This window comes from Marinospirillum sp. (assembly GCF_044810985.1).
Taxonomy (GTDB): domain Bacteria; phylum Pseudomonadota; class Gammaproteobacteria; order Pseudomonadales; family Halomonadaceae; genus Marinospirillum.
In genome coordinates this window covers 809,918-825,617 of sequence record NZ_CP085242.1, presented here as the reverse complement: position 1 = coordinate 825,617, position 15,700 = coordinate 809,918, and the positions used below count along the sequence as shown (strand labels likewise).

Below are 15,700 nucleotides of genomic sequence, written 5' to 3'. Positions count from 1 at the left end.
CTGATTAACTATTGCGCTTGGTGATGCTGCGTTGAAATTGGCCTCAAAATACTCATTTACTTCGTGTAAACTCCGCTTTTTCGTTCAATTTCGCCTTGCCTGACCTGCGCTCATGACGTAAATCAGAGTTTTTAACACTTGAATTTTTATACTTTCTTTATCCAGTAGCGATACTGCTGTTCGTCTTCTTCCTGTTTGATCAGGGAGTGCTTCAGGAATTGGCAGAATTTGGGGATGTCCCGAGTGGTGGCCGGGTCGGTGGCGATGACCAGCAGTATCTCTCCCGTCTTCAAATCATCCATTTTTTCGTGCAGGAGCATGATGGGTTCAGGGCAGTAAAGCCCACTGGTATCCAGGCATTCCGTGTGTGTGGCTTCACTTGTTAGGCTGGTGGTCATGGTATTCTCGAAAAAAGGTTGCAGTCATTGGGAATTGACGATAATTTTCAATTAATTAGCAATCAAGAGCAAGCTTGAATTCATGGGGAGGGTCAGTAATGATCAAGGTTTTAATTGAGCGGCATTTACTGGACGGCCTGGAGAAAGAATACCACGAGGCTTCCAAGGCTTTGTTGCAAGCCTGTATGGAGTTTCCCGGCTATATTTCCGGTGAGTCTCTGCGTGATCTGGAGCGTCCCAATCATCGCATCATCATCACCCACTGGAAAAGTGAGTCGGCCTGGCGTCAATGGGAAAGCTCGGAAAGGCGCATGCAATTGCTGGGTGGGGTTGCCGGGATTCTGGCAAGTGACGAGAAAGTGGTTTTGCTGGCCCCCCTTTGATAGCGAGGGCCAGAAGGTAAGGCTTACTTGTCCTTGCCGACCCGGACGGCCAGCACATCACAGGGTGCTCCGTGGAGTACGCCACTGGACACGGAGCCCAGGAGCAGTTGCAACCCATGGCGGCCATGACTGCCGACCACAATCAAATCAACTTTGTTTTCTTCCGCCAAACGGTGGGTTTCCGAATCCGGCATGCCCACCAGAATGTGCTGGTTTTCTTCGGGTATATCAAAATCCTTGATCAGCTCTGCCATGCGTTTGTGGGCATGCTCATCCAGTTGTTCCTGAATGCTGGTGAGATCCATGGGAATATCGCCGCCATAGGCGAAACCCAGAGGCTCCAGAGTGTGAACAACGGACAGCTTGGCTTCCTGGTTACGTGCCGCGATTTCTTTGGCACGCTTGAGAACCAGGCGGGAATCTTCAGAGAGGTCGATGGCGACCAGGATGTTTTGGTATTCATTGCTCATAATCAGCTTCCTGTTCCTATGACTTGCTAAACAACCTTTTCATGAGACTATAGCCTGAAAGGCCTGGGTCTGTCTCTGGTTGGGCAAGATTTTTCCATAAATTGTAAAGTGAGTAAATTTTGGAGATTATTGGTTGGCTGCTTCTGGCGGCCCTGCTGGTTTTATCCCCTCTCAGCTGGATCAAACCCACACCCCGGCACAAAAAACTGGTGCGTATCCGCGATGAGGCCAGAGGGCTGGGCATCAAGGTGACTCTGACGCCGCTGAAATTGAAAAATGGTACGAGTATTCAGGGTTCGGCCTACCGCTGGCTGCGATCCCCGGACTCCCCGGTGATGCCGGGTTACCTTTGTTTGCTGCGCAAGGACAGGGAAGAAGCCCGGCCTGTCTGGGAAGAATGGACGCAAGGCTGGGTTTTGGCTCAGGGTAAAAAAAGCTTTCTGACGGAAGCTCAGCAACAGGAATTCAATGCCTGGCTGCAGACCTTGCCGGAGAATGTTTTTGCGGTGGAGTGGGGTTCGGCCACCCTGGCTGTCTGGTGGGATGAGCGTGGCGAACCGGAAATTTTGTCGGCCTGGCATGATCGGGTGCAAGAGCTTTTGGCTCTGCCCTGCAAACATCCGGGTCGAATCTGAAGTGAGGTGAAATCATGTTGCAATCAATGGATTCAGGGGGCGACTGCCTGCTGTCGGCAGAGGACTTTCCTTTGCCAACCGAGTTGGAACCGGAAGGTGAACGGGATGCCGAGGGCTTGAAAACCCTGGTTGTGGGGGCAGGTTGTTTCTGGTGTGTGGAAGCGGTTTTTCAGGCTCTTGAAGGCGTCCACGAGGTGGTGTCCGGTTATGCCGGAGGCAGCAAGGAAACCGCCGATTATGAGCAGGTCTGCTCGGGAACAACCGGGCACGCTGAAGTGGTGAGGATTCTTTATGATGCTCAGGTGATTTCCAGAGGGCGGCTGCTGCAGGTGTTTTTCTCGGTTGCCCACAATCCCACCCAGCTCAATCGCCAGGGGGGGGACCGGGGGACTCAGTATCGCTCCGTGATTTTTTATTCCAATTCAGCAGAAAAGGCCCAGGCCGAAGACTATATGCACCAGCTGGAAAGTTTGCCAGCATGGTCAGCGCCACTGGCGACTCGCCTGGAGCCGCTTGAGGCCTTTTATCCGGCCGAAGGCTACCACCAGAATTTTGTCCGCCAGAACCCCGGGCAGCCCTATGTGCAGGCCGTAGCCGCCCCCAAGCTGGAGCATTTGCAGCGAGCCTTTGTTGACCTGCTATCGAGATAAGCATTTCTTTAATAGGGCATTGTTGCAGTTGCTCTTAAGGCTAAAGTTGCACCTTCTGCCTCTTGGTTGTTGTCGCTGAGCAGCCTAAACTCTTGACAATAATAATAAATGAAAAGGGGTGGTGAATGAAGAATGCACTCAAGTTGCTTGGGTGGCTGTTTTTGCTCTTATCCTTGGGGCTTTTTTGGTCAGGTGGTGATCAGATCATCTGGGTCGGATTGGCTGCTGCCAGCCTGCTGCTGGGCGGGGCTTTGCTGTCCTGGCCTGCGGCAGCCCAGGGTGCGGTTAAAAATACCGGGGTAAAGGATCTGGAGCGGATTTATCAAGCGGACGGCCAGGAGCTTTTAAGCCTGTCCGCCGAGGATATGCAGCCTGCTGAAGCGGATTACTTGTCTCTCAAGAAAATGGCCAGCAAGTTGGCACAGACGGCCAGTCGCACGGCTATCTCCACGGCTGAAGTCTCCCACCATGCGGACACCATGGATAAGCGCCTGGATTGGCAGGAATCCAAGGTATCGGACATTTCCAGTACGATGGAGTCCATTTCCGTGGCCATTGAGCAGGTATCCGTGAATGCCAACAATGTTGCTGAAATGGCAGGTTCAGCCAGGGACAACAGTTTTCAGAGCCGGGATGCCCTCTCGGATCTGATGACGGATATGCGCGACCTTTCCAGTCGTTCGGAACAGGCACTGGATCTGATCGAGCTTTTGAATGAAAAAAGCTCCAGTATTCAGCAGGTCACCCAGGTTATTGAAGGCATTGCCGAGCAAACCAACCTGCTGGCTCTGAATGCGGCGATTGAAGCGGCGCGTGCCGGTGAGCATGGCCGTGGCTTTGCGGTGGTTGCTGATGAGGTGCGCAGTCTGGCCAGTCGCACCTCGGAATCCACTCGCCAGGTGGAAGAGATCGTTCATGAAATTCAGAAAAGCACCCATGAGGTCGTGGATAATATCGGCCACCTGATGAAGCAGGTGGCTGGAGGTGCTTCCTCGGTGGAAGAGGTTGGAGGTCGGATGGCTTCCATGGCCGGTCAGTTTGATGAAGTGGGGCAGCAGATCAACTCTATTGCCTCAGCCGTGGGCGAAAGCCACGATCATGTCCAGCAAATTGCCGGTGCTCTGGTGGAATTGACGGGCCAGATCACGGAAGGCAACCAGGATATGCACGACCTGGCGGATCAGGCTCTGGATCTGATGGGGAATGCGGAAGCCATCAATGGGGATCTGGCCGTTCAGCGGGTGGATTCACGCCACCAACAGGCTTATCAGTTGGCGCGTACTGCGGCCGACCAGGTGGGTGAGTTGCTGGAAGAAGCGCTTCAGAAAGGCCAGTTTTCAGAATCAAGTCTTTTTGAACCCGACTTTCAGGCGATTCCCGATACCGATCCGGTCAAGTATCACACCGAATTTGACCGCTTCACGGATGAGGTCTTGCCGCCTCTTCAGGAGCCGCTACGCAAGGCTTTTCCCGGTGGTTTTTCCTATGCCATTGCATTTGACCGTCATGGTTATGTGCCTACGCACAACGATGCCTATGCCCATGACCCCACAGGGGATCCACAGGTGGATCTGGTCAAAAGCCGCAGTAAACGGATTTTTCAGGACCCGACCGGCAGCCGCTGTGCCAGCAACACCCATAAGCTTCTGGTGCAGACCTACAAGCGTGATACCGGTGAGGTGGTGCATGACCTCTCGGTGCCCATCTATATTCGTGGCAAGCACTGGGGTGGCTTCCGGGTGGGCTACACACCGGAGTGACAGAGCTCAGCCCGCTTACAAAAAAACCGCCCTGGGTGCTTTTTGCACAGGGCGGTTTTTTACACTTCGGGCGGGAATTAAGTCTGCAAAAGGTTTTTCAGGGTTTGTACCAGCTTTTGATTTTGCTCTTGGGTGCCCAGGGTGATGCGCAGATACTGGTCAATTCGAGGCTTGCTGAAATGACGAACCAACAGGGCTTTTTCACGCAGCTGCGCAGTCAGTTGGGTGGCATCCACGCCATCAGGGGTGCGGGCAAAAACAAAGTTGGCTTTGGAGGGTTCTACCTGAAAGCCCAGTTCCTCCAGTTGCCGGGTCAGCTCTTCGCGGGAGTCGATGATTTGCTGGCACAGCTTCCGGTAGTAGTCGAGGTCTTCCAGGGCCGCTTGAGCGCCTGCCAGTGCCAGGCGATCCAGAGGGTAGGAGTTGAAGCTGTCCTTGACCCGATTGAGGCCTTCTATCAGCTCGGGGCTGCCAACGGCAAAACCGACCCGAAGTCCGGCCAGGGCCCAGGATTTGGAGAAAGTCTGGGTCACCAGTAGATTGGGGAACTCCTTGACCAGGCAGGCGGCGGACTCAGTGCCAAAGTCAACATAGGCTTCATCCACCATAACCACTGAATCCGGGTTGTTGGTCAGAAGCTGGCGGATATCACTCAGAGGCAGGGCCTTGCCAGTGGGGGCGTTGGGGTTGGGGAAGATAATGCCGCCATTGGGTTGGTTGTAATCCTTGAGCTGAAGGTTCAGGCCTTCATCCAGGGGTATTTGTTGATACTCCACTTCATAGAGCTGACAGTAGACCGGGTAAAAACTGTAAGTGATGTCAGGGAAGAGCAAGGGTTGAGTTTGTTGGCGAAAGAAGGCCTGGAAAGACAGGGCAAGTACTTCATCCGAGCCGTTGCCGACAAAAATGTTTTCGGCGTCCAGGTTGCAGTAGTTTGCCAGGGCTTTTTTCAGCTCCAGACCCTGGGGGTCAGGATACAGGCGCAGACTGTCATTGGTGGCCTTGTGTATAGCTTCCAGGACTTTGGGAGAAGGGCCGTAGGGGCTTTCGTTGGTGTTCAGCTTGATTAAATCTGCTATTTTGGGCTGCTCGCCCGGTACATAGGGGGTCAGCTGGTGTACCAGTTGGCTCCAGAAACGGCTCATAGATTAACCCTTGGGTTGTCTGGTTAATGAAAGGAAAGGGGTTACTTTAAACCTTATGGCAAAACAAACTCAACGTCTGGATAAATTCCTGGCGGCAACAACCGACTTGACTCGTAGTCTGGCCAAAAAAGCCCTGCATCGGGAGGAGGTTAAGGTCAATGGCGAGGTGGTTAAAAATCCGGCGGTACAGATCGGTGATCAGGATGAGGTGACCTGGCTGGATCAGGAGCTGCAGGATGTCGGCCTGAGGTATCTGCTGGTGCATAAGCCTCTGGGTTATGAATGCACCACACGCAGCAGTCATCACCCCCTGGTTCTGGATTTGCTGGACCTGCCCAGTAAACACCTGATTCAAACGGTGGGGCGCCTGGATGTGGAGACTTCAGGTTTGCTGTTAATGACCGATGATGGACAGTGGCTGCACAAAATTACTTCACCCCGTTACCAAAAAGACAAGGTATATTGGGCAGAGTTGGCAGAACCTTTACAGGAGGATGCTGAAAAACGTGTTGCTGAAGGTCTGCTTCTGGAGGGTGAGGATAAACCCACGCAACCCGCCACGCTGGAACGGCTGACCCCGACCCAGGTGCGTCTGACCGTGACGGAAGGCCGCTATCACCTGGTGCGGCGAATCTTTGCGGCTTTGGGGAACCATGTGGTGCGTTTGCATCGTGAGTCTGTGGCCGGTATTCACTTGAACACCCAGGAGTTGCCCGCGGGTGCCTGGCGTTATCTGACTGAGCAGGAAGTACACCAGGCCATGCAGACACCTGGAAATTGAGGAAAGGGTTATGAAAAAGCGTTTGTTGATTGAGCTGGAAAGGATTCGCAAGGAAATTAACCGGGAAGTGATCAACCCTCTGGTGCCGGAATTGGCACTGGCAGATCTGGCGCCGTTGCTGACGATGGTCGCCAATGCCCGCGCTGATTATGTCAAAGAGCTGCTGGATCTGGCTCAAACCACCGAAGGTGAAGCGCCCAGCCTTGAACGGGTTAATGAATTGCGCAATCGCCGCATCATTTTTGAAGAATTGGTCACTGCGACCAATGCTCTGGAGACGGTCATTCAGCGCGAATACATGGACGTCAAGGACAGTCAGAAACCAAAACTCGCTTAAAAGTAGACAAAAGGCATAGCCTTCTGTGAGGGCTATGCTAGAATGCGCGCCCATAATTGAGCTGAGTATAGGATTAAGGTGACTTTATGGCTTCTACCCTGGCATTTATCTTTCCCGGGCAGGGCTCCCAGCACTTAGGAATGCTCTCGGAGCTGGCGGAGCGCTACGCAGTTGTTCGTGCAACTTTCGAGGAAGCATCGGCGGCGCTGGGCTATGATTTGTGGCAACTGGTGCAGGAAGGGCCGGTTGAGCAGTTGAACCAGACCGACAAAACCCAGCCTGCATTGCTGGCGGCCAGTGTTGCTGTCTGGCGGGTCTGGAAAGAGCTGGAAGGTGCGCGCCCTGAGTGGGTGGCCGGGCACAGTCTGGGTGAATATTCTGCCTTGGTCTGCAGTGGTGCCCTGGATTTTGCCGATGGTTTGCGCCTGGTGCGTGCCCGTGGAGAGTTTATGCAGGCAGCTGTGCCTCAGGGTCAGGGGGCCATGGCCGCCATTCTGGGCCTGGATGCAGAGCAGGTTGAAAAGGCCTGTGTACAAGCGGCCGAAGGTGATGTGGTTCAAGCGGTCAATTATAATGCACCCGGCCAGATCGTCATTGCCGGTTCGGTTGCTGCGGTGGACAGAGCCATTGCGGCCTGTCAGGCTGCAGGTGCACGCAAGGCCATGCCGTTGCCGGTCAGCGTACCTTCACACTGTGAACTGATGCGCCCGGCTGCTGAGCAGCTGGCTGATGAGCTGAACCGTATCCAACTGAAAAAGCCTCGTGTTCCTGTTGTGCAGAATGTCCATGCTGCCCCGGAAACCGAAGTGAGCCAGCTGCGTGACAATCTGGTGGCTCAGTTGTACCGTCCCGTACGCTGGATCGAAAGTATCGAGTTCATGGCTGCCCAGGGTGTGGATACCTACATCGAGTGTGGCCCCGGCAAGGTTCTGGTGGGCCTGAACAAACGCATCGTCAAGCCTGCCAAAAGCCTGGCCGTGAATGATCCTGACTCGGTTCAGGCCGCCCTGGAACTGCTGCGTAACCAGCAGGAAGCCAACTGATTATTAAGTGAGAGCCGAAAAATGACAGAACAAGCTACAGCTCAGGACTTGCAGGGTAAGGTTGCCCTGGTCACAGGTGCCAGCCGCGGTATTGGTCGGGCCATTGCTCTGGAGTTGGGGCGTCGTGGTGCCACGGTTGTGGGCACGGCAACCAGTGAATCCGGTGCCCAGAAAATCAGCGAAGGGCTCAAGGCTGCGGGTGTCAGCGGTGAAGGCATGGCGTTGAATGTGACGGATGCCGCCTCCATAGACAGCGTTATCAAGGCGGTAACCGAACGCTACTCAGCCCCCGTGATTCTGGTGAATAATGCCGGTATTACCAAAGACAACCTGATGATGCGCATGAAAGAGGATGAGTGGGACAGTGTTCTGGACACCAACCTCAAATCGGTTTACCGCATGAGCAAGGCCTGTATGCGTGCCATGAGCAAGGCGCGCTGGGGTCGCATCATCAATATCAGTTCCGTGGTTGCCAGTATGGGCAATATGGGCCAAGCTAACTATGCTGCTGCCAAGGCGGGAATGGAAGGCTTTACCCGGTCACTGGCCCGCGAAGTGGGTTCGCGTAATATCACTGTTAATGCTGTGGCTCCTGGTTTTATTGCCACCGACATGACGGAAGTATTGCCCGAAGACCAAAAAGAATTTCTGGTGAAGCAGGTGCCTTTGGGTCGCCTGGGTCAACCTGAAGAAATTGCTGCTGCCGTTGGCTTTCTGGCCAGCGAACCGGCTGCTTATATCACCGGAGAGACGCTGCATGTCAATGGCGGCATGAATATGCGTTAAATCCTTTTCTTCGAAGTGGACTTTTTTAATCAAAATCGAAGAATTTAGGTTGCAAGAGTCCACTTCGGTTTATAAACTACCGTGCAATTTCAGATCAATGCACGGCAAGACTCTAACCAGGAGCAAACAAACGTTATGAGTACCATCGAAGAGCGCGTAAAAAAGATCGTCGCCGAACAACTGGGTGTTAAAGAAGAGGAAATTCAGAACTCCTCCTCCTTCGTCGAGGACCTGGGCGCTGATTCTCTGGACACTGTTGAGCTGGTTATGGCTCTTGAAGAAGAATTCGAGACCGAGATTCCAGACGAAGAAGCTGAGAAAATCACGACTGTTCAAGAAGCTGTCGACTACGTCAACGCTCACCAGTAAGCCCTGCGGCTTACTGTCAGGCCGTGAAGATCAGCGAGTGTTTTTCTGAGCTTCACAGAAAACCGCCTCACCCTCAACAGGGTGCGGCGGTTTTTCATTTTTTAGGATATAATGCAGGCCGATTACAAGTATATACCGTGTTCATTTGCAGCTCGGTATCCGGCTAGAGAGTATTTGGAGGTAGGGGCATGTCACGAAGAAGAGTTGTGGTTACTGGGATGGGGCTGGTAACCCCTCTGGGCAATAACCTGGAAGAGTCCTGGAAAGGTATTCTGGCGGGTAAAAGTGGCGTGGCACCCATTGAAAATTTTGATGCTGCTGCTTTTAGCACCCGCTTTGGTGCTCAGGTCAAAAATTTTAATGTTGAAGATTATATGTCGGTCAAGGATGCCCGCAAGATGGATATCTTTATTCAATATGGCATGGCAGCAGCTATCCAGGCGATTGAAAATTCCGGCCTGGAGTGCACCGAGGCAAATGCTGATCGTATCGGTTCGGCCATAGGTTCCGGTATTGGTGGTCTGCCAATGATCGAGAAAAACCATGATGCCCTGAACAAGGGTGGGCCACGCAAGATTTCACCTTTCTTCGTGCCTGGCTCCATCATCAACATGATTTCCGGGAACCTGGCAATCCGTTATGGCTACAAAGGCCCGAACATTGCCATTACCACCGCCTGCACCACTGGTACGCACAACATTGGTTATTCGGCACGCACCATTGCCTATGGCGATGCCGATGCCATGATTTGTGGTGGTGCCGAATGCGCCAGTACGCCTCTGGGTCTGGGCGGTTTTGCTGCGGCTCGTGCTCTTTCCACACGTAATGATGACCCTGTGGCGGCTAGCCGCCCCTGGGATAAAGACCGTGATGGCTTTGTACTGGGGGATGGGGCCGGTGTTATGGTGCTGGAAGAGTACGAACACGCCAAGGCCCGCGGTGCCACCATTTATGCCGAATTGACCGGTTTTGGTATGAGTGATGATGCTTATCACATGACTCTGCCACCGGCGGATGGCAGTGGTGCAGCTGCAGCCATGCGCAATGCTATCAAGGACAGTGGCATGAACCCGGATCAAATTGATTACATCAATGCCCATGGCACCTCGACACCGGCTGGCGATGTGGCTGAAAGCAAAGCCGTGGAAGCGGTGATGGGCACTGCTGCCAACCAAGTGGCGGTCAGCTCCACCAAATCCATGATTGGCCACCTGCTGGGTGCTGCCGGAGCGGTCGAGGCGGTATTCTCGGTGTTGGCCATTCGTGATCAGGTGGCACCGCCCACCATCAACCTGGAGAACCCGGATGAAGCCTGTGTGCTGGATTACGTGCCCCACGAAGCGCGCCAGATGACCATCAAAAACAGCCTGTCCAACTCTTTCGGTTTTGGTGGAACCAACGGCAGTCTGGTCTTCAGCAAGGTTTGATCGAGCCTATGCTGGTTAACCGGACACTGATTGACGGGCATTCACCCTCCCCGGAGGATCTCGACTGGTTGCTGGCCAGTCGGGCTCTTGCTTTCGGTGAGGGCATGTTTACCAGTGTGCGGGTCTGGCAAGGCCGGTTGCTGTTCTGGCCGGATCACCTGAAACGTCTGAGTGGTGGTCTGGCTGGCCTGAAAGTGGAACTTCCAGCACGCTTTTGGAAACAACTTGAAGAGGAAGCTCAAGCCCAGGCTGAAGTGCTTCAGGAAGGCATGCTGAAAGTCATGTTGCTGGCCGGGCCGGGTGGTCGGGGCTATCGCCGCTCAGTCAGTGGCGAACGCTGGCATCGGGTTTTGCACCTTCGCTCCCTGCCCTTGAATGAATCAGCCTATCAGGGGGCTCACCTCTGGTGGCTGGCCTCTCCGGCCAATGGCCCTCAGACCGCCAGCAAACACTTGAACCGCCTTTGCCAGGTACTGGCTTCGGATGCCTGTCCCGATAAATACCCTGAAGCCTTGCTTTATGGTCAGCAGGGTCAGCTGGTTGAGGGCATCGCCCGTAACGTCTTCTGGTATGCCAAAGGGCACTGGCACACACCTTCACTGCAAACCGGCGCTCTGGCCGGTGTGTTGCGCAAACAACTCCTGAATAAGCTTGATGTTGTTGAGGAAGATGAGGCGGGTCTGCAGGAGATTCAGGACGCAGAGGAACTGCTGGTCTGTAACAGCCTGCAGGGTATCTGGCCGGTCACTTCCCTGAGCGATGCTTCTGGACTCCTGGCGACCTGGCCACTAGGCTCCAAAACGAAAGCACTGATGCAAACCTTCCACCCCGAAATGGGGCTTCCCTTGGCATAAGGGCCTTAAGTCATGAAAAAAATCCTATTCTCTGCCTTGACGCTGGGTCTGGCCGTTATTCTCGCTTTGGCGCTGTGGCTTTATCAGCAACTGCAGGAACCTCTGGCCATTGAAGAGCCCCAACTGCTGGAAGTTGGCCAGGGACGCAGTTTTATCGGTTTGCTGCATCAGTTTGAGCGCGAGGGGTTGATCAGTTCCGCCTTGCCGATGCGCTTGTGGCTGCGTATTTCCAGTCAGGAAGAACCGATTCACACCGGGGAATATGAAATTGAACCCGGAATCACCCTGCCACAGCTTTATCAGAAACTTCAGGAAGGGGAGATCGTTACCTATCGCCTGACTGTACTGGAAGGCTGGACGTTTCAACAGATGCGTAAAGTCATGGCTCAGGCTGAAAAGCTTGAGCCTACAACCCGTGACTGGAGCGATGCAGAAATCATGGAGGCGGTGGGTATGCCCGATGAACCGGCAGAAGGCTGGTTCTTTCCAGACACCTACACCTATCATAAAGGGATGCAGGATCTGGACATTCTGCGCGTGGCGCATCAGCGTATGCGCAGCCTTTTGGAAGCCGTCTGGGCAGAGCGTCAGGTTGGTCTGCCTTACGATACGCCTTATGAGGCCTTGATTATGGCTTCCATTGTCGAACGGGAAACAGGCGCACCCCATGAACGTCGGGATATTGCCGGGGTGTTTACCCGTCGTCTGCATAAAGGCATGCGCCTGCAAACCGACCCGACAGTGATCTATGGCATGGGTGATCGCTATCAGGGTCGGATTACCCGCTCTGATCTGCGCGAACCCACGCCCTGGAACACCTACACCATTTCCGGGCTGCCACCAACACCCATTGCCCTGCCGGGTGAGGAATCCCTGAGGGCCAGTGTTGATCCAGCAGAGGGCGATACTTTGTATTTTGTGGCCATGGGAGATGGCACCCACAAGTTTTCACGCACCTTGCAGGAACATAACCGTGCGGTTCGGGAATATCAGCGCAATCGCCAGGAAGATTACCGCTCCTGGCCTGCAGCACCCGTTGAAGAATCCCTAGCACCGGCAGAGGAAGCAGCAGAATGACCAGGACTTCACCCGGCTGTTTCATCACCCTGGAAGGTGGGGAGGGAGTGGGCAAAACCACCAACCTGGAATTTATTACCCGGCAGCTGGATGCAGCCGGTATCTCCTGGCTGGCAACCCGTGAGCCGGGGGGCACGCCTCTGGCTGAAAATATTCGCAGCCTGCTTCTGGCCAAAGGCCAGGAAACACCCCATGAGTTGACCGAGCTGCTACTGATGTTTGCGGCCCGCGCCCAGCATCTGGATGAAGTCATCAAACCCGCTCTGGCCCAGGGAACCTGGGTGGTTTGTGATCGTTTTACCGATGCCACCTATGCCTACCAGGGGGGTGGTCGCGGGCAGAGTGAGGCCACTATTCAGCAGTTGGAAAAACTGGTGCAGGGTGACCTGGAACCGGATTTGACTTTTCTTCTGGATATGCCGGTGGCTGCTGCGGCTGAACGGGTAACCCAGCGTGGTGAACAGAAGGATCGTTTTGAGCAGGAGCAGCAGGCTTTCTTTCAAAGAGTCCGAGACAGTTACCTGAACCAGGCTTTGAAAAATCCGCTGCGTTTTCGGGTGATTAATGCCAACCAGCCCCTGGCAGCGGTTCAGCAAGACCTGCAGGAAGCCTTGTTGCCGACACTTTTGGCCTGGAAAAGCAGGCAGGAAGAAGATTTGCCATGAGCCTCAAGGATGCCGGAACTTCACCCAGTGCCGAACAGAAGCCTGCCCTGCCTCTGCCCTGGCAGGCGGAAATCTGGCGGCAATGGTTGCAACAGATGCAGGATGGGCGTTTGCCGCATGCCATTCTGCTGAGCGGTTTGCCCGGCCTGGGTAAACGCACCCTGGCGCGTGCTCTGGCTCACTACCTGCTGTGTGAGCAGCCACAGGCCACTGAACCCTGTGGACGCTGTTCTTCCTGTCAGCTGTTGGACTCAGGCTTTCACCCGGATTGGCACAGCCTGGAACCCGAAGCACCCGGTAAAGCCATCAAGGTGGATCAGGTGCGGGACATGAATACCCAGGTTCAGCAAAGTGCCCAACGCGGTGGCTATAAACTGGTCTTGATCTGGCCGGCCGAGGCCATGAACCTCAATGCTGCCAATGCCCTCCTGAAAACCCTGGAAGAGCCGGAGCCGCGCACTCAGTTTGTTCTGGTCAGTGATCAACCTTCCGCTTTACCGGCGACTCTGCGCAGCCGCTGTCAGCAGTGGCCCATCAAACCGCCGGATCAGGCGACCGGTCAGGCCTGGTTGAGTTGTCAGCTGACACAGGAACAAAACCCCGAGATACTTCTCAAGGCAGCCGGAGGCCGTCCCCTGCAGGCGGTGAAACTGGCGACCCCGGAGCTGGAAGAACCCCGCCAGCTGTTGTTGCAAACCCTGGAAGCCATGACCCGGGGCGCCGATCCCAGTGAGCAGGCAGCGCGTCTGAAAAACTTTCCACTGCAGGATCTGCTGGACTATCTGCAAAGCTGGCTGGCTGATACGCTAAGGCTTAAACTGGTTGGAGAAACGGGTGTTGCGGACAGTCGTCAATTACCCCTGTACCGAAACTGGCAGCAACTTTTGTCCAGTCAGCAGCTCTTGAATCTGGATGCTGAATTCAAACAGGCGCACCATCAGTTGCTGACCAACCCCAACAATGAGCTTTTTATTGAAAAGCTTTTGATCAGGCTGACCGAGGAGCTGGGCCATGAGTGAAACCAAAACCCTGACATTGAAGCTCAAAGACAAGCAGGCCCTGTATGCGGCCTATATGCCTTTTTTAAAGCGTGGTGGTTTGTTTATCCCCACCAGTCGCAACTTCACACCGGGTGAAACCCTCCAAGTTTCCCTGGAGTTGGCCGATGAGCCCGACCCTATTCAGGTGGTGGGCACCATGGTTTGGCGTACCCCTGTGGGTGCCCAGGGCCGAAAAACACCCGGCATCGGGATTCATTTTGCTGAAGATGAAGACTCCCCGCGCTACTTTATTGAAGACCAGCTGGCTGGCCTTCTGAATACCCACAAACCCACTCACACTCTTTAGGGGTAACGCTATTTATGTGGCTGGTTGATTCCCACTGCCATCTCGACATGCTGGACTTGCAGAAAACCTCGACAGGCCCTGAGGGCGGTCTGGATGCCGTGCTGGAAAAAGCGCGGCAGCGAGGGGTCGGGCACTTTCTCTGCATCAACGTCAACCCCTTTCAGTTGGATGACCTGCGCAAGCTGATTCAACCCTACACCGATGTCAGCCTCAGTGTGGGTTTGCATCCCCTGCATCAGCCGGATCAACCTCTCAGCCTGGAAGAATTGATCAAGCTGGGGGAAGCGGAAGACATCGTGGCTCTGGGCGAAACCGGTCTGGATTATCACTACGACCAGGATAATCATCAGCTGCAAAAGGACTACTTCCAGATGCACCTGGATGCTGCTCTGGCGGTTAACAAACCGGTAATCGTGCATACCCGGGAAGCCAGGGAAGATACGCTGGAATTGCTGAAAGCCTATGCCGAAAAAGGCGGGCAGGGGGTCATTCACTGCTTTACTGAAGACCTGGATTTTGCCCGTCAGATGGTGGGGCTGGGTTTTTATATTTCCCTGTCCGGCATTGTGACCTTCAACTCGGCCAAACAGCTGCGCAAGGTGGCTGAAGCTTTGCCTCTGGATCGTTTGCTGGTGGAAACCGACAGCCCTTATCTGGCACCGGTGCCCCATCGCGGGCAACAAAATGAACCAGGTTACGTGCGGGATGTGGCGGAATTCATTGCTGACTTGCGGGGTCTGGATAGTGAGTTTCTGGCCTACCAGACCACTGAAAACTTTTTTCGTCTTTTCCCTCTGGCCAGGAATCAGGCGCCCGGGCTTGTCAGCAGCAATAAAGAAGATTACCTTGTTGACTGAAACGGCTAATTGAGTCACAAGTCTGAGGAGCAATTCATGGCTGAATCACCGGTAGAAAAACAAGCACGCCGCGTCAGGGAATTTCGACAGCGTGAAGCCCGAATTCTGGAAGCAGCCCTGGAGCTGTTCCTGGAGCAGGGCGAAGACAAGGTGACAGTTGAAATGATTGCCGAAAAGGTCAATATCGGCAAGGGCACCATCTACAAGCACTTCAGTACCAAGGCGGAAATCTATCTGCGCCTGATGCTGGATTATGAGCGTGAAATGGCGAGCCTGTTTCAATTGCCGGAAATTGCTGAAAACAAGGAAGCCCTGTCCAAGGCCTACTTTGAATTTCGCATGCAGGAACCGGCTAAATACCTGCTGTTCAACCGCCTGGAAGAAAAGCTGGTCAAGGCCAATGTCATCCCCGAAATGATCGAAGAACTGCATCAGTTTCGTGCCAGGAACCTGGAAAGCCTGTCAGACCTGATCAGTGGCCGTGTCGAAGAAGGTCATCTGGAAGAAGTTCCTGCTTATTTTCATTACTGCGCTTCCTGGGCTTTTGTGCACGGTGCAGCCGTGCTTTACCAGTCGGAATTCTTTCAGGATGTGATTCAGGACAAAGATGAATTCTTCCGTTTTATGATGGATATCGGCGTGCGCCTGGGCAACCGCGGCCAGCGTGGTAAAAAACACCTGGAAGCCAACAAACCCAAAGCAACCGATTCCTGATC

At 54.2% G+C, this 15,700-nt stretch carries 20 protein-coding genes; 17 read left to right on the top strand and 3 right to left on the bottom strand.

What is annotated here, in order from left to right; all coding sequences use genetic code 11:
* Positions 1-146 precede the first annotated feature (146 nt).
* Positions 147-398, bottom strand: a complete 252-nt coding sequence (tusA, locus tag LG323_RS03970; protein WP_404419240.1) for a sulfurtransferase TusA — start codon at positions 396-398, stop codon at positions 147-149.
* 98 nt (positions 399-496) lie between these two features.
* Between tusA and LG323_RS03965 the strand changes: the two genes are divergently transcribed.
* Positions 497-781 carry an antibiotic biosynthesis monooxygenase family protein gene (locus LG323_RS03965; RefSeq protein ID WP_404419238.1) on the top strand — a complete coding sequence of 95 codons (285 nt, stop codon included), beginning with the start codon at positions 497-499 and terminating at the stop codon, positions 779-781.
* A 23-nt stretch (positions 782-804) separates the two neighbouring features.
* Here LG323_RS03965 and LG323_RS03960 read toward each other — a convergent pair whose 3' ends face one another.
* On the bottom strand, positions 805-1,251 hold the full coding sequence (locus LG323_RS03960; RefSeq protein ID WP_310696356.1) for a universal stress protein: 447 nt from the start codon (positions 1,249-1,251) through the stop codon (positions 805-807).
* Positions 1,252-1,370: 119 nt separating this feature from the next.
* On the opposite strand from LG323_RS03960, the gene LG323_RS03955 reads away from it, so the two are divergent.
* The 3 genes from LG323_RS03955 to LG323_RS03945 all read left to right on the top strand — a co-directional run bounded on the left by LG323_RS03955 (position 1,371) and on the right by LG323_RS03945 (position 4,296).
* Positions 1,371-1,886, top strand: a complete 516-nt coding sequence (locus LG323_RS03955; RefSeq protein ID WP_404419236.1) for a hypothetical protein — start codon at positions 1,371-1,373, stop codon at positions 1,884-1,886.
* 14 nt (positions 1,887-1,900) lie between these two features.
* Entirely contained in the window at positions 1,901-2,536 is a 636-nt protein-coding gene (gene msrA, locus LG323_RS03950) for a peptide-methionine (S)-S-oxide reductase MsrA (RefSeq protein ID WP_404419235.1), read from the top strand.
* A gap of 125 nt (positions 2,537-2,661) precedes the next feature.
* Positions 2,662-4,296 carry a methyl-accepting chemotaxis protein gene (locus tag LG323_RS03945; protein ID WP_404419233.1) on the top strand — a complete coding sequence of 545 codons (1,635 nt, stop codon included), beginning with the start codon at positions 2,662-2,664 and terminating at the stop codon, positions 4,294-4,296.
* A gap of 77 nt (positions 4,297-4,373) precedes the next feature.
* On the opposite strand, the gene hisC is transcribed toward LG323_RS03945, so the two are convergent.
* On the bottom strand, positions 4,374-5,441 hold the full coding sequence (gene hisC, locus LG323_RS03940) for a histidinol-phosphate transaminase (RefSeq protein WP_404419231.1): 1,068 nt from the start codon (positions 5,439-5,441) through the stop codon (positions 4,374-4,376).
* A gap of 55 nt (positions 5,442-5,496) precedes the next feature.
* On the opposite strand from hisC, the gene LG323_RS03935 reads away from it, so the two are divergent.
* From LG323_RS03935 to LG323_RS03875, 13 genes are all read left to right on the top strand, one after another.
* Entirely contained in the window at positions 5,497-6,222 is a 726-nt protein-coding gene (locus LG323_RS03935; protein WP_310696349.1) for a pseudouridine synthase, read from the top strand.
* A gap of 10 nt (positions 6,223-6,232) precedes the next feature.
* Entirely contained in the window at positions 6,233-6,559 is a 327-nt protein-coding gene (locus tag LG323_RS03930; RefSeq protein WP_310696347.1) for a hypothetical protein, read from the top strand.
* 86 nt (positions 6,560-6,645) lie between these two features.
* The gene (gene fabD, locus LG323_RS03925; protein WP_404419229.1) at positions 6,646-7,602 is read left to right on the top strand and encodes an ACP S-malonyltransferase; all 957 of its coding nucleotides are present in this window, start codon (positions 6,646-6,648) and stop codon (positions 7,600-7,602) included.
* A 21-nt stretch (positions 7,603-7,623) separates the two neighbouring features.
* On the top strand, positions 7,624-8,388 hold the full coding sequence (gene fabG / locus LG323_RS03920) for a 3-oxoacyl-ACP reductase FabG (RefSeq protein WP_404419227.1): 765 nt from the start codon (positions 7,624-7,626) through the stop codon (positions 8,386-8,388).
* 135 nt (positions 8,389-8,523) lie between these two features.
* Positions 8,524-8,757, top strand: a complete 234-nt coding sequence (acpP, locus tag LG323_RS03915) for an acyl carrier protein (RefSeq protein WP_091959712.1) — start codon at positions 8,524-8,526, stop codon at positions 8,755-8,757.
* Between the two features lie 188 nt (positions 8,758-8,945).
* Positions 8,946-10,184 carry a beta-ketoacyl-ACP synthase II gene (gene fabF, locus LG323_RS03910; RefSeq protein ID WP_404419225.1) on the top strand — a complete coding sequence of 413 codons (1,239 nt, stop codon included), beginning with the start codon at positions 8,946-8,948 and terminating at the stop codon, positions 10,182-10,184.
* Between the two features lie 8 nt (positions 10,185-10,192).
* Positions 10,193-11,038 carry an aminotransferase class IV gene (locus tag LG323_RS03905; RefSeq protein WP_404419223.1) on the top strand — a complete coding sequence of 282 codons (846 nt, stop codon included), beginning with the start codon at positions 10,193-10,195 and terminating at the stop codon, positions 11,036-11,038.
* A gap of 12 nt (positions 11,039-11,050) precedes the next feature.
* Complete coding sequence (mltG, locus tag LG323_RS03900) at positions 11,051-12,115, top strand: endolytic transglycosylase MltG (RefSeq protein ID WP_404419221.1); 1,065 nt, start codon at positions 11,051-11,053, stop codon at positions 12,113-12,115.
* Entirely contained in the window at positions 12,112-12,780 is a 669-nt protein-coding gene (gene tmk / locus LG323_RS03895; RefSeq protein WP_404419219.1) for a dTMP kinase, read from the top strand. Before mltG ends, tmk begins: the two co-directional genes overlap by 4 nt.
* Positions 12,777-13,799 (top strand): DNA polymerase III subunit delta', encoded by a 1,023-nt coding sequence (locus LG323_RS03890; protein WP_404419217.1) that lies wholly within the window; start codon positions 12,777-12,779, stop codon positions 13,797-13,799. The genes tmk and LG323_RS03890 overlap by 4 nt, the downstream gene beginning before the upstream one ends.
* The gene (locus LG323_RS03885; RefSeq protein ID WP_310696336.1) at positions 13,792-14,127 is read left to right on the top strand and encodes a PilZ domain-containing protein; all 336 of its coding nucleotides are present in this window, start codon (positions 13,792-13,794) and stop codon (positions 14,125-14,127) included. The genes LG323_RS03890 and LG323_RS03885 overlap by 8 nt, the downstream gene beginning before the upstream one ends.
* A 14-nt stretch (positions 14,128-14,141) precedes the next feature.
* A complete protein-coding gene (locus LG323_RS03880; RefSeq protein ID WP_404419215.1) occupies positions 14,142-14,984 on the top strand; it encodes a TatD family hydrolase in 843 nt (280 codons plus the stop codon).
* Between the two features lie 36 nt (positions 14,985-15,020).
* Positions 15,021-15,698 (top strand): TetR/AcrR family transcriptional regulator, encoded by a 678-nt coding sequence (locus LG323_RS03875; protein ID WP_310696334.1) that lies wholly within the window; start codon positions 15,021-15,023, stop codon positions 15,696-15,698.
* The last annotated feature ends 2 nt before the right edge of the window (positions 15,699-15,700 follow it).

What these genes read in the sequence shown, in the direction of transcription:
- tusA (WP_404419240.1), bottom strand. Translation starts at nt 398, where the DNA reads ATGACCACCAGCCTAACAAGTGAAGCCACACACACGGAATGCCTGGAT.
- LG323_RS03965 (WP_404419238.1), top strand. Translation starts at nt 497, where the DNA reads ATGATCAAGGTTTTAATTGAGCGGCATTTACTGGACGGCCTGGAGAAA.
- LG323_RS03960 (WP_310696356.1), bottom strand. Translation starts at nt 1,251, where the DNA reads ATGAGCAATGAATACCAAAACATCCTGGTCGCCATCGACCTCTCTGAA.
- msrA (WP_404419235.1), top strand. Translation starts at nt 1,901, where the DNA reads ATGTTGCAATCAATGGATTCAGGGGGCGACTGCCTGCTGTCGGCAGAG.
- LG323_RS03945 (WP_404419233.1), top strand. Translation starts at nt 2,662, where the DNA reads ATGAAGAATGCACTCAAGTTGCTTGGGTGGCTGTTTTTGCTCTTATCC.
- hisC (WP_404419231.1), bottom strand. Translation starts at nt 5,441, where the DNA reads ATGAGCCGTTTCTGGAGCCAACTGGTACACCAGCTGACCCCCTATGTA.
- LG323_RS03935 (WP_310696349.1), top strand. Translation starts at nt 5,497, where the DNA reads ATGGCAAAACAAACTCAACGTCTGGATAAATTCCTGGCGGCAACAACC.
- LG323_RS03930 (WP_310696347.1), top strand. Translation starts at nt 6,233, where the DNA reads ATGAAAAAGCGTTTGTTGATTGAGCTGGAAAGGATTCGCAAGGAAATT.
- fabD (WP_404419229.1), top strand. Translation starts at nt 6,646, where the DNA reads ATGGCTTCTACCCTGGCATTTATCTTTCCCGGGCAGGGCTCCCAGCAC.
- fabG (WP_404419227.1), top strand. Translation starts at nt 7,624, where the DNA reads ATGACAGAACAAGCTACAGCTCAGGACTTGCAGGGTAAGGTTGCCCTG.
- acpP (WP_091959712.1), top strand. Translation starts at nt 8,524, where the DNA reads ATGAGTACCATCGAAGAGCGCGTAAAAAAGATCGTCGCCGAACAACTG.
- fabF (WP_404419225.1), top strand. Translation starts at nt 8,946, where the DNA reads ATGTCACGAAGAAGAGTTGTGGTTACTGGGATGGGGCTGGTAACCCCT.
- LG323_RS03905 (WP_404419223.1), top strand. Translation starts at nt 10,193, where the DNA reads ATGCTGGTTAACCGGACACTGATTGACGGGCATTCACCCTCCCCGGAG.
- mltG (WP_404419221.1), top strand. Translation starts at nt 11,051, where the DNA reads ATGAAAAAAATCCTATTCTCTGCCTTGACGCTGGGTCTGGCCGTTATT.
- tmk (WP_404419219.1), top strand. Translation starts at nt 12,112, where the DNA reads ATGACCAGGACTTCACCCGGCTGTTTCATCACCCTGGAAGGTGGGGAG.
- LG323_RS03890 (WP_404419217.1), top strand. Translation starts at nt 12,777, where the DNA reads ATGAGCCTCAAGGATGCCGGAACTTCACCCAGTGCCGAACAGAAGCCT.
- LG323_RS03885 (WP_310696336.1), top strand. Translation starts at nt 13,792, where the DNA reads ATGAGTGAAACCAAAACCCTGACATTGAAGCTCAAAGACAAGCAGGCC.
- LG323_RS03880 (WP_404419215.1), top strand. Translation starts at nt 14,142, where the DNA reads ATGTGGCTGGTTGATTCCCACTGCCATCTCGACATGCTGGACTTGCAG.
- LG323_RS03875 (WP_310696334.1), top strand. Translation starts at nt 15,021, where the DNA reads ATGGCTGAATCACCGGTAGAAAAACAAGCACGCCGCGTCAGGGAATTT.